This is a genomic window from Morganella sp. HMSC11D09, from assembly GCF_001807955.1.
In the GTDB taxonomy this organism is placed as follows: domain Bacteria; phylum Pseudomonadota; class Gammaproteobacteria; order Enterobacterales; family Enterobacteriaceae; genus Morganella; species Morganella morganii.
Genome location: NZ_KV791691.1, coordinates 39060 through 50864 on the forward strand (window position 1 = coordinate 39060; position 11805 = coordinate 50864).

The following is an 11805-nucleotide window of genomic DNA, read 5'->3' on the forward strand; positions in this document are numbered from 1 at the left end:
AGTGAAAACATATTTTTTTTCTAATTATTTGGTATATAACACTTATTCTACTAATTCATTGTACTTTCAATCGATTAATATTTTGTAATATTATTTCGTTACACTATGATTTTAAAGGCGAAATATATCGAAACATTCAGTCTCATTTACCCCCTCATGTACTCACAAACAGCATAACCTTTGGTTTTTCAAAAATGGCCCTATGTACGATAAACTACTTATAGTTTTAAGTGTTTTTTCTATGATCAGTGAGCTAAATAAGGAATTTTAGTGATGGTCTTTATAGGGTTATTGATTAATGATGAAGAAATATGCGATATCCGAAGCTATCGGACAGGTTATCAGACAATACCGGACCAATGCAGGTTTAACCACAAAGCAGCTGGCACACAGAATAGGGATTAGCCAGCAGCAGCTCTCGCGTTATGAGCGGGGGTAAACCGTATTGATGTGGATACGTTGTTGCGTGTCAGTCTGGCCTTTAAACTCACTCCGGGTCGTTTCTTTGAGGAAATGAATATGACCGGCACCGGGCTGGATGACATTCTTTATGAAAATGAAGAAGGGGATATTCAGGAAATCCGGATGAGCCTTATTGCGGACAGTATTATTTCCCCGCGCGATTTTTAATCACCATAATTTCCGCTTTTAAATAAAAAAGACAGACCAGTACAGCTGATTTGCGGATTACTGTACGGGTTTGCCGTGCCCGCCATCCGGCAGAAACAAAACTGTAATACAGATGACAGAGCAGCACCGGGACAAATTTCAGACGAAAAAAAGCGGGAGATGATATCTCCCGCAATATGCTAACCAATCAAGGAACTTAATAATATATTGGTCAGAAGGACAGAGGTTTTTTTATTCAGACTGCGGTGCTGAGTTTTTTAACTTTCCGGAACCGGTGCTGTGACCGGTTCCTGGTTTTACTTTATTTCAGTCAGTGCGGGGCACCGACGGATGGCCTGTTTTCTCTTACCCGTCACTCAAGGTATTTGAAGAACGGTGCGATGAGCAGCAGGATACCGAAGCCCATAACACACCAGGCTTTCCAGTCTTTGAATTTTTTCAGTTTCGCGACACGGAATACCAGGTAAACAGGAATTAAGCAGGAAACGATAGCGTATAACGGACTACCAATCTGGAAGAAGACAACCACGGAGAACCCTGTTGACACCCATGCAGTCAGTAATGCAACGATGAAGACAGAGATACAGATGTTTAATACGGTGTGGTTGATTTTCTCTTTATCCATGAAGCGGGAAAGGATGTTAACCGCAAGGCCTTTCACTGATTCCTGGAAGCCCAGATAGATACCGAAGAATGCTGTCAGAACTGCAAAGATGTTCAGAACGGTGGTCATCACACTCACGACCGCGCCCGGGATAACCTGAGCAGCAATAGCCAGTGCAGAAATGTTCTGTTCAAACGCGGATACGGCCTGCTCATGACTGATAGAGAACGTAAAGGAGAATGAGAAGAACAGGATGATTGTCACCAGGGTGATATAGGCCACGCGGTGAGCGCGGATAGCACGGTAGGTGGCAACACGTTTGTCTGATTCCAGTTTACGGTACGCGATATTCATCGGGTTCAGAATCTGAACGAAGACCGCAGAGAAGAACGCAAACGGTACAGTCAGCAGCACGTCACGGGTAAAGTCACCAATCGGCGGGAATGCAGTGATGTTATTGAAATCCCAGTGAGGGATCATCACCAGACCCAGCGATACAATGATACCGACTTTGACGATAACCATCGGACCGGAGATTTTAAACAGCAGTTTCTCGCCCTTGGAGGCAATGAAAATCAGCGCGGCAAAGACAGCCACACGATAGATCAGTGAGCTTGAAAGCACACCCTCTGTAACACCAAACGTATGGAGATAAGAGGCACTGTCGAAAATAACAGAGAGAGAGTAAATAAAGATACCGTGGATAAGCATCAGGAAGTAAATAACCCCCAGCGCCACACCCCAGTTACTGCCCAGATACTGTGTGATTATGTTTGTGTAGTCTTCACATTCTTCACTTTCAGACAGCGTATTCATGTACAGCTTCTGCAACATATAGGTTGCCGGATACGCAATCATGAAAGCTAAAATAAATACCCAAATACCTTTCAGACCGATCTGAATCGGCATTACAACGGTACCGGCACCGATCGCCATACCAATACAAAGTACTACCCAGCCGGCGTCATACATTGTAAATGGTATTTTGCCCAGCGCTTTCGCGGAATTCTCGGTTGAGGTCATGTCCGCCATACTAAGCCCCCTTGGTTTTCATAATAATTTATTGTGATTATGGTTTCTAAAAAATTTCAGCACTGCGTTGTTCTTTTTATTACCGCTAAAAATAACCTGTTAAATACTTAAAAAGCACGCCGGAGAGAATTCAGAGTGGCTCTCAATGAATTTTTCCGCGTGCTTCGTGTACTCACCCCGTCTGTGTGTTAACGGCAAATGAGGTGAGTACATACTGCAGGACTTAATTTTCCGCTCTGGTCTTAAGCAACTGCTTTCGCAATAGCCTGTTCCAGGTCAGCAATGATGTCTTCAGGTGTTTCCAGACCGACAGAGATACGAATCAGACCATCGGTGATACCTGCTTTCAGACGCTCTTCAGCCGGAACCGGAGAGTGAGTCATTGATGCAGGGTGCTGAATCAGAGTTTCAGTATCGCCCAGGCTTACTGCCAGCATGCATAACTCAACAGAGTCCATCACTTTACGGCCTGCTTCGATACCGCCTTTGATTTCAAAGCTGATCATACCGCCGAAGTTGCTCATCTGTTTTTTCGCTAACTCGTGCTGCGGGTGAGACGGCAGACCAGGGTAGAATACTGCTTCTACGTTCGGGTTAGATTCCAGATATTTAGCCACTTTCATTGCGTTAGAGCAGTGACGTTCCATACGGACGTGCAGTGTTTTCAGACCGCGCAGGGTTAACCATGCGTTGAACGGGCTCATTACACCACCGGTGATGTCTTTAACACCAACCAGACGGGCAGGAACCAGGAAGTCAGCAGGACCGACAATCACACCACCGATAACGTCGCCGTGGCCGTTGATGTATTTGGTCACACTGTGAACCACGATGTCTGCACCTAATTCCAGAGGACGCTGGCAGTACGGAGACATGAAGGTGTTATCCACAACCAGCATTGCGCCGCCTTCGTGAGCAACATTTGCCGCTGCTTCGAGGTCGATCATTGCCAGAGTCGGGTTAGCCGGAGTTTCGACGTAAACCATTTTGGTGTTTGGTTTCATCGCCGCTTTGATGTTCGCAGGGTCATTTGCACGAACGAAAGTGACTTCGATACCGAATTTAGGCAGGGTGTGAGACAGCAGAGCATAAGTACAGCCGTACAGAGTGTCAGAAGCAACGATATGGTCGCCCTGGCCGCACATAGTCAGGATAGTGGTAGAGATAGCTGCGATACCGGAAGAAGTCGCCAGAGCTGCTTCGCCGTTTTCCAGTACACGCATTTTTTCTTCTAATGCTGCGTTAGTAGGGTTACCTAAACGTGAGTAGATATAACCTTCTTCTTCTAATGCGAAACGTGCTGCCCCTTGTGCTGCGCTGTCGAAGACGAATGTAGAGGTCTGATAGATTGGGGTTGATAACGCACCAGTCAGTGGATCAGCCTGCTGGCCAGCGTGAACAATCTTAGTGTCATAACCTTTATTCGTATAATCGTGCATAAATCCTCCAAAGAATAATTTTTTATTATGCCAACATGTGTTGTTGTTGCAGTAATAAAAGCAATAGCCGTGCCAACTCAGGAGTTATTTTTATAACACATTGAATTAAAAGAGATAAATAATTTTAAGGTATAGATTAGACAAAGTCAGTGCGGAGGAAGTGGAAAGCGGACTGTAAGTAAAAATGACAAAGTGGAAAGAAAGTTGACAGTAAGTTGCCACTTTCTGATAGTGAGGTTAATCACATTGAGGGATAAAACCGGACTTGCGTCACATTATAGCCCCAAAAGGGAAGGGTGATCCAGATCTCTTTTTAAATTTTTTCCTGAATCGATACGTCCGGCGGTTGATAATGATCAAAGCCATGAATAATCAATTCCATTAATTACCGCGCGTTTAATGATTTGCCACTCCAATAAATGCAGGTGTAAACCTGACAATCTGCGGACTTTTTTTCATAGAATTGAGATATCTGGCGGGTACAAGCCGACTGAACTTGTTTATAGTAAGTAACGTAACAAAACCCAAAATAACAATTACACTCTGTATGATAAGGCTACTTATCATATGGTTTTTTTATTGCGCACTATTTTGTTGTATTTCGCCCTTTGTTCACCTCTCAGTGATTACCTAAGATGGGTTAACCCTGGTCGGGTGGGTGAAAAATGAGCACTACATACACTAACCGGGAGTGACTAATCACATGTCTGCATATAGATGGTTAATTAATACCATTGACCGCGTCGCCATGGTGGAAGAAGTCATCAATGAATTTTCGGCCTCCGAAATCAGCATTAATTCCATGGAAGTCTTTCCGTGCAAAATTTATGTCAAATTCAATACGGAGTGCGAGCGGGATGTTAAGCTGCTGCTGAGCAAACTCCTGCTTAATCCTGATGTTATCAGTGTCACCCGTTCCAAATTACAGCCCTACGAGCGTAAAGAAAAAGAATTACAGGCGATTCTGGAATCCACCACGGACGGCATTATCGGTATCAATAATCAGGGTAATATCAACTACTTCAACAAAGTGGCGGAAGACTTTTTCTCGATCTCACGGGAAAATATTGTCGGCGTCAATATCAGCAAAATTCTCAGCGGCAAAAACCAGTCGGTGCTCACCAAACTGCTCGGCGGCAACAGTTTCGATCACTATCAGATGGTCACCAGTACGCCGAAAGGGGAGTTGTACTATATCTGCTCCGGCCGTCCGATTCTGAGTGAAGAGTCTCAGGTGATGGGGGCGGTTATCACCTTCAAGAGTCTGCGCTCAGTGCAGCAAATGGCGTCTTCGGTGAATAAAAGCCTGCCGTTCAGCTTTGATGACATTATCTGTGAAAGCGAAATCATGATGAACCTGATTGATTTCGCTAAAAAAATCTCAATAAGCCCGTATACGGTACTGATCCGCGGTGAAACCGGTACCGGTAAAGAGCTGTTTGCCCGCGCCATTCATAACGCCAGCGACCGCAGCGCTCACCCGTTTGCGCCGATTAACTGTGCGGCACTGCCGGAAAACCTGATTGAAAGTGAGCTGTTCGGTTATGAGGGCGGCGCGTTCAGCGGCGCCAGCAAGGGCGGAAAGATGGGGTTGTTTGAATCCGCCAACCACGGCACCGTGTTTCTGGATGAATTCGGCGAGCTTTCCCTTATCCTGCAAAGTAAATTACTGCGGGTATTACAGGAAGGCGTGATCCGCCGCGTCGGCGGGCACAAAGAGATCCCGGTGGATGTGCGGATCATTGTCGCCACCAACCGGAATCTGGAAGAGATGATCGAGAACAAATCGTTCCGTGAAGATCTCTATTACCGGATCAACGTGATCCCGATTAATATCCCGCCGCTGAAAGAGCGGAAGACGGATATCCCGCTGTTACTGCAGCGCTTTATCAGCAAATACACGACAGAGCTGAATAAACAGCTCAGTCTGTCCCAGGATGCATATCACCAGTTAATGGCCTATTCCTGGCCGGGTAACGTGCGGGAACTGCAAAACGTGATTTTGCGGGCCATCCATCTGGCTTCCGGCCGGGAAATTACCGTCGGGGATCTGTGGCTGCCCCATGAGGAAGTGATGGCCTCTCCGGTGCTCAGGCCGCAGCCGGTACCGAAAACGGAAATACCCCCTGCGGTATTGCCGGTGCAGGAAGATATCAACCTGAAAGAGTCTCTTGCGCGGCAGGAAAAAAGCCTGCTGGAAGATTATCTGCGCCGCTACGGTTCGGCCCGCAAAGTGTCCCGTGAAATCGGGATGTCTCACACCACCGTACTGAATAAAGCCCGTTACTATAATCTGGAGCATCTGCTGACCTACAGCACTGTGCGCCGGTCAGCAGACAAAACAGATTAATACGGATTATCATCCCCGCCGGCAGCGGTCCGGCGGGCGGTTTCGTAAGCATCGATAGCGCGGATCCTCGCCATCCGGTGATCCACCACCGGTTTCGGATAATCAATCTCACGCTGATTTTTCTCCGCCCATTCATGGGGTGTATGAATGTATTTCGCAGGTACTTCTGCCAGCTCCGGCAGCCAGCGGCGGATAAAGCTGCCGTCCGGATCAAACCGTTTTCCCTGCGTGACCGGGTTGAAAATCCGGAAATACGGCACCGAATCATGACCGGTGGAGGCCGCCCACTGCCAGCCGCCGTTATTGGCGGCAAATTCACCGTCAATCAGCTGTGACATAAAATAGTGCTCGCCGCGCCGCCAGTCAGTCAGTAAATCCTTGACCAGAAAACTGGCCGTGATCATCCGCAGGCGGTTATGCATCCAGCCGGTTTCATTCAGCTGGCGCATGGCCGCATCGACCAGCGGGAACCCGGTTTTACCCTGCTGCCAGGCAAGCAGCCCGCTGTTATCCGGTGACCAGATAATGGACTCTGTCCAGCGCTGCATCGGGCGGTGACGGCTGATATCCGGGTGCTGTGCCAGCTGATGCAGATAAAATTCCCGCCAGATAAGCTCACTGAGCCAGGTATAAGCGCCGCTTTCCGGCTCATCAGCGACCATCGGGAAATGCAGGCGCAGACGGCTCAGGCACTGGCGGGGGGACAAAATTCCGGTGGCGAGATACGCGGAGATGCGGCTGGTGCCGTCAATCGCCGGAAAGTCCCGTTCTGTTTTGTAATCCGCAGCCTGTTTCTGACAAAAATCCGCCAGCCGCTGCAGTGCGGCCTCTTCTCCGGAAGGGAAGAGGGCATGCTCCTGCTGCGGCAGATTAAGCGGTGCCGGGGAGACCGGCTGGCCTTTGGCCTCCGGTACCGGCAGCACGCGGACGGTGGTCTGCATCAGTGCGGTGAGAAATGCGCGCCGGAACGGGGTGAACACTTTGTAGAGTCCGCCTTGTTGTGTGCTCACACTGCCCGGCGGCAGCAGGACACTGTCATCAAAGGCATAAAAGCGGCAGGTGTCCGGCAGACGCGCGGCAAAGCGGGCATCACGGCGCTGTTCATTCAGCCCGTACTGTTTATTGACATAGACAGCGGGGATACGATGTTCGCGGCACCACGCGGCCAGCCAGTCAGCGGCATCCTCAAAGGTATGGCACGGCTGCACATGCAGGGTGATCCCGAGTGCGGCTGCGGATGTGTTCAGCGCGTGCAGCTGACAGAAAATCAGCGCCTGCTGTGACGGGGACATAGCGTGCTGCTCCCACTGTCCCGGCGTGAGTGTAAAAATCAGTTTTACCTGCCGGTGTGCCTGACAGGCGGCGTAAAGCGCCGTGTTATCTGTCAGCCGCAGATCGTGCCGCAGCCAGACAACGGCCGGTGCTGAATCCGTCATAACTTTACCTCCCGCATAAACAATAAAAGGGCCCGCATCCGGAGAGGCGGGCCTGAGCAGGACATCAGTCCAGTTTAGGGTGCTGATCAATCAGTGACTGACGGCGTTTCTGCAACGCGGCAATCTCCTCATCAATCGCCTCAATCTTGTGTTCGATATTATCGTAATGCTCGAGCAAAATCTCTTTGGCTTCCGCGCGGTCAGATGCGGCCGGTGTGGCACCGCGTAACGGCTTATTGGCGGTTTCTTTCATCACAATCGCGGTAATCATCCCGATAACGGCAATCACCATCAGATAATAGGCCGGCATATACAGATTATTGGTCGCCTCGACCAGCCAGGCGGCGGCGGTCGGGGTGGCACCGGCAATCAGCACTGAGATATTGAATGAGATAGCCAGTGCACTGTAACGGATTTTTGTCGGGAAAATGGCCGGTAAAATAGAGGCCATCACACCGGTAAAGCAGTTAAGCAGCACCGCCAGGATCAGTAAGCCTAAGAAAATCAGGCCGATGACACCACTGTTAATCAGCATAAATGCCGGAATGGCCAGCACAAATAACCCGATACTGCCCGCGAGGACAAACGGTTTACGGCCGATGCGGTCACTCATCATCCCGATCAGAGGCTGTACGAACAGCATGCCAATCATAATCGCGATAATAATCAGCACACCGTGATCCGCACTGTAATTCAGGTTATGCGACAGATAACTCGGCATATAGGTCAGCAGCATGTAATAAGTGACGTTGGTGGCAATCACCAGCCCGACACAAATCATCAGACCCTTACCGTACTGTGAGGCAATGCTGCGCAGTGAAACGCGGGGCTTATCTTCGCCGGTTTCCGGGTTGGCATTTTTCATATCCTCAACATGCTGCTGGAAAGCCGGTGTTTCCTCCAGGGCATGACGCAGATACAGGCCGATAACGCCCAGCGGCAGCGCCAGGAAGAACGGGATACGCCAGCCCCATTCACGGAAGGTTTCCTCACCGAGAATACTGGAGATCAGCACCACCACACCGGCACCGCAGACGAAACCGGCAATCGAGCCGAAGTCCAGCCAGCTGCCCATAAATCCGCGTTTACGATCCGGTGAATATTCCGCTACAAAGATAGCTGCACCGGAATACTCACCGCCCACGGAGAAACCCTGAGCCAGTTTTGCCAGCAGTAACAGCACCGGTGCCCAGATCCCGATACTTTCATAAGACGGGATTAGACCGATACAGAAGGTACTGACAGCCATAATAATGATGGTGACGGAAAGCACTTTCTGGCGGCCGAATTTGTCGCCCATAATGCCGAAAAAGACCCCGCCCAGCGGACGTACCAAAAACGGTACGGAGAACGTCGCTAACGCCGCGATCATCTGTATGCCCGGGGAGGCGGAAGGGAAGAAGACCTGACCCAGTACATACGCCAGGAAGCCGTAGACCCCGAAATCAAACCACTCCATGGCATTACCCAGAGAGGCGGCGGTGATGGCTTTCTTTAATTTTCCATCATCAATGATAGTAATGTCATTGATATTTAAAGGTTTTTGTTTTGTTTTCTTGCGTCTCATCGTTGTATCCTTTTGTTTTATGACGGGGATTCACGTAACTGAGATTTCACTCAAATCTGCAATGACTTTTTGTGTGATAGTGAATTCATCGGCAGCAGGAGATGTTTAATACTAAATTGGTAAGTATAAATACGTATTTTTTCCCGTATTCATGTTTCCCGTTAAATAGATTGATTGTTGAATATGTGACGCTAACGGCAGACGGTACAGGAAACCGCAGACAGGACAGGAAGAATAGGAAAGTATTGTGTTGTAATAACCAAAAAAAGCACCTTTGTTTTGAAACGAGGTCACCTAATTTAGCATAAATCATATTTTTTGTAAAATTAGTGGGTTTTTGTACTGATTAATATCGTGTATTTGGCATTTAACTTCTCTGCATCGTAAAATGTTCAATGCTATTTTTTTCTGAAAAATCAACGGAAGTGCAGATCACCCCGGAAATAAGGCATCTTAAACGGATGCTTTTCAGCATATTTTGTTGTGTGAAACGGAACATGTTTAGTATCACAATCCGATGTATTTTAAATTATCAGCATAATTATAATGTGAGTGGTTTAAATTTAAGCAATATATAGGGCGGTTTCAGAAAACAGACAATGTTATCAGTATGTTTCACCTGATTTCTCAATTTTCTGTATGCGTTTTCCTGATAATTACATCTGATGTAATTAACGCATAATCACAGTCCTCAATGATTTCTTTACGTAATAATAAGATAAACTTTGGTGTTATCTGCTGAATATGAAAATCATGCAGTGATATCTGCCAACAGCAATTTAAGAAAGATATAAATGTTTCAAGATATATCGTTTTTTTTCCATTTAATTGTGGTTTGTTACTCTATTAAAGCTAAATAATTACTATTTTATACCACTAATGAGTCATTTTATTTTTAGTGGTTTATACCTGGTACGGGGGTGAAAGAAAAGGTAAATATACTATAATACATAGGGTTATCACTCTTTCGGACACCGAATAATTCTTTTTTTTACAATTCGTTAGGTGTCTGAGTGGCAGGTTTCAATTTGGTAAATGAATATGTAATATGTGTTTCAACATGTGTACGAGGCTGGTTTGCATAAGTACATACATGCGGCAGTTAAAACAACAACAAAGAGTAAAACTTTGTGAATATCAATTGGTCCACTTTCTTTAATAAACGCATATTTTTGTTAGTCATCAGAGAGGAATCTGATGGTTATCACAGCCATATGTGAGGGATAGCGACATGACCAAAGCAAAAAACTCGATAGCACGCGCCGTCGGGCAAAAAATTCAGGTGTTACGAAAAGATCACGGCATTACTGCAGCAAGACTGGCTGAAATGATTGAAATCAGTCAGCAGCAGATGTCACGTTATGAACGTGGTGTAAACCGTGTTGATGTGGATTGTTTAGTCCGTATTGCGGATATCTTTGAAGTACCGGTTGGCTGGTTCTTCACCGAGATTGAAGGCCGGGGTAAACGCGACAGCGGAAATGAACGGGAATCCTGGAAAGCAGAAACCGTTATTTTGCCGGTCGAATCTGAACTGATGTAATTTCGTGATATTGAGTGATACTGAATCTCATCTCAAAAATCCGTTATTAGCCCGCTAATAACGGATACCGCTTTTTGCGGGACGTGTTTATTTCTTCATCACCCGCCTTGTGCTATCATCCTGATACACAGCATGTTGTATTACTCTTATAACCCTGTTTATTAATAATTTTAATATTTTGAATCCGTTTTATAACTGGATAAATAAGCAATGAACATTAATCAGCTCAAAAGTTTTGTTGAGGTGGTCAGGAGTGACTTTAATATCACGAATGCCGCCGAGAAGCTGTATACCTCGCAGCCGACAGTGAGCAAGCAGCTTAAAATTCTTGAAGATGAACTGAACGTTTCTTTATTCAACCGGAAAAATAATAACTTATTATCGCTCAGTCCGATTGGTGAAGAAGTTCATCGTGTTGCCTGCGATATTCTGGCGCAGTTTGATAAAATTAAAAGTCTGGTATCACACGAAGATACCACGACAAAACAGAATCTCCGTATTGCCACCACCCACACGCAAATCCGTTATAAATTACCGAAAGTGATTGAACGCTTTAATGCGCGTTACCCGAACATTTCGCTGCATTTCCATCAGGGTGCTCCGGCACAGCTGGCGGAAATGGTGAAAAACGGGGATGTGGATTTTGCAATCGCCACCGAATCCCTGCATCTGTATGACGATTTACTGACACTGCCGTGCTATCAGTGGTCCCGCAGTGCGATTGTACCGCACGATCACCCGCTGGCACAGAATGAGCAGCTGACGATTCAGGAGCTGGCTCATTATCCGCTGATCACCTATGTATTCGGATTCACCGGCCGTTCCAAGCTGGATCAGGTATTTTATCAGAACCACCTGACGCCGAATGTGGTATTAACCGCGGTCGATACGGAAATTATTAAATTCTATGTGAAGCGCGGAGCGGGTGTCGGTGTTATTTCCACCGTGGCGTTTGATCCGGCGGAAGACAGTGACTCACTGCGCTGTATTAATATCGGTAATCTGGTGAAACCGAGCTATACCCATATTTGTATCAGCCGTCATACACATCTGAAGGATTATATGTATGACTTTATTTCCTGTTATGCGCCGCATCTTGACCTGAATTATATTCACCAGCCGGAACAGTGGCTGCCGGTTGATCCTAAAGCCCGTGACCGGCTTTACCGCGCATTGCCTGAGCTCTGATTCCTTTGTATTCCGG

9 protein-coding genes are annotated in these 11805 nt (G+C 47.1%); 5 read left to right on the forward strand and 4 right to left on the reverse strand.

Annotation, left to right across the window (positions count from 1 at the left end):
- The first annotated feature begins 301 nt into the window (after positions 1-301).
- Positions 302-439: a helix-turn-helix domain-containing protein gene (locus HMPREF3119_RS19790; protein WP_243703002.1), complete on the forward strand. Its 138-nt coding sequence runs from the start codon at positions 302-304 to the stop codon at positions 437-439.
- An 11-nt stretch (positions 440-450) separates the two neighbouring features.
- On the forward strand, positions 451-630 hold the full coding sequence (locus tag HMPREF3119_RS19795; RefSeq protein ID WP_243702999.1) for a hypothetical protein: 180 nt from the start codon (positions 451-453) through the stop codon (positions 628-630).
- A gap of 352 nt (positions 631-982) precedes the next feature.
- Here the strand turns inward: HMPREF3119_RS19795 and HMPREF3119_RS09780 are convergent, their stop codons facing one another.
- Positions 983-2266 (reverse strand): SLC5/6 family protein, encoded by a 1284-nt coding sequence (locus tag HMPREF3119_RS09780; RefSeq protein ID WP_004237942.1) that lies wholly within the window; start codon positions 2264-2266, stop codon positions 983-985.
- 242 nt (positions 2267-2508) lie between these two features.
- Positions 2509-3705: a methionine gamma-lyase gene (megL, locus tag HMPREF3119_RS09785; RefSeq protein WP_004904656.1), complete on the reverse strand. Its 1197-nt coding sequence runs from the start codon at positions 3703-3705 to the stop codon at positions 2509-2511.
- Positions 3706-4408: 703 nt separating this feature from the next.
- On the opposite strand from megL, the gene HMPREF3119_RS09790 reads away from it, so the two are divergent.
- On the forward strand, positions 4409-6055 hold the full coding sequence (locus HMPREF3119_RS09790) for a sigma-54 interaction domain-containing protein (RefSeq protein ID WP_004237944.1): 1647 nt from the start codon (positions 4409-4411) through the stop codon (positions 6053-6055).
- Here HMPREF3119_RS09790 and phrB read toward each other — a convergent pair.
- On the reverse strand, positions 6052-7491 hold the full coding sequence (gene phrB / locus HMPREF3119_RS09795) for a deoxyribodipyrimidine photo-lyase (protein ID WP_036418262.1): 1440 nt from the start codon (positions 7489-7491) through the stop codon (positions 6052-6054). The genes HMPREF3119_RS09790 and phrB overlap by 4 nt on opposite strands.
- Before the next feature lie 64 nt (positions 7492-7555).
- Positions 7556-9058: a glycine betaine/L-proline transporter ProP gene (gene proP / locus HMPREF3119_RS09800; protein WP_004237946.1), complete on the reverse strand. Its 1503-nt coding sequence runs from the start codon at positions 9056-9058 to the stop codon at positions 7556-7558.
- A 1231-nt stretch (positions 9059-10289) separates the two neighbouring features.
- Here proP and HMPREF3119_RS09805 point away from each other — a divergent pair.
- Together HMPREF3119_RS09805 and HMPREF3119_RS09810 are read left to right on the forward strand one after the other, a co-directional pair.
- Positions 10290-10601, forward strand: a complete 312-nt coding sequence (locus HMPREF3119_RS09805; protein WP_004237947.1) for a helix-turn-helix domain-containing protein — start codon at positions 10290-10292, stop codon at positions 10599-10601.
- Positions 10602-10811: 210 nt separating this feature from the next.
- Positions 10812-11789, forward strand: coding sequence for a LysR substrate-binding domain-containing protein (locus HMPREF3119_RS09810; protein ID WP_004237948.1), 978 nt, complete (start codon positions 10812-10814; stop codon positions 11787-11789).
- The last annotated feature ends 16 nt before the right edge of the window (positions 11790-11805 follow it).

Excerpts from the sequence above, each read along its gene's own strand:
- HMPREF3119_RS19790 (WP_243703002.1), top strand. The coding sequence starts at position 302 with ATGAAGAAATATGCGATATCCGAAGCTATCGGACAGGTTATCAGACAA.
- HMPREF3119_RS09780 (WP_004237942.1), bottom strand. The coding sequence starts at position 2,266 with ATGGCGGACATGACCTCAACCGAGAATTCCGCGAAAGCGCTGGGCAAA.
- megL (WP_004904656.1), bottom strand. The coding sequence starts at position 3,705 with ATGCACGATTATACGAATAAAGGTTATGACACTAAGATTGTTCACGCT.
- HMPREF3119_RS09790 (WP_004237944.1), top strand. The coding sequence starts at position 4,409 with ATGTCTGCATATAGATGGTTAATTAATACCATTGACCGCGTCGCCATG.
- phrB (WP_036418262.1), bottom strand. The coding sequence starts at position 7,491 with ATGACGGATTCAGCACCGGCCGTTGTCTGGCTGCGGCACGATCTGCGG.
- proP (WP_004237946.1), bottom strand. The coding sequence starts at position 9,058 with ATGAGACGCAAGAAAACAAAACAAAAACCTTTAAATATCAATGACATT.
- HMPREF3119_RS09805 (WP_004237947.1), top strand. The coding sequence starts at position 10,290 with ATGACCAAAGCAAAAAACTCGATAGCACGCGCCGTCGGGCAAAAAATT.
- HMPREF3119_RS09810 (WP_004237948.1), top strand. The coding sequence starts at position 10,812 with ATGAACATTAATCAGCTCAAAAGTTTTGTTGAGGTGGTCAGGAGTGAC.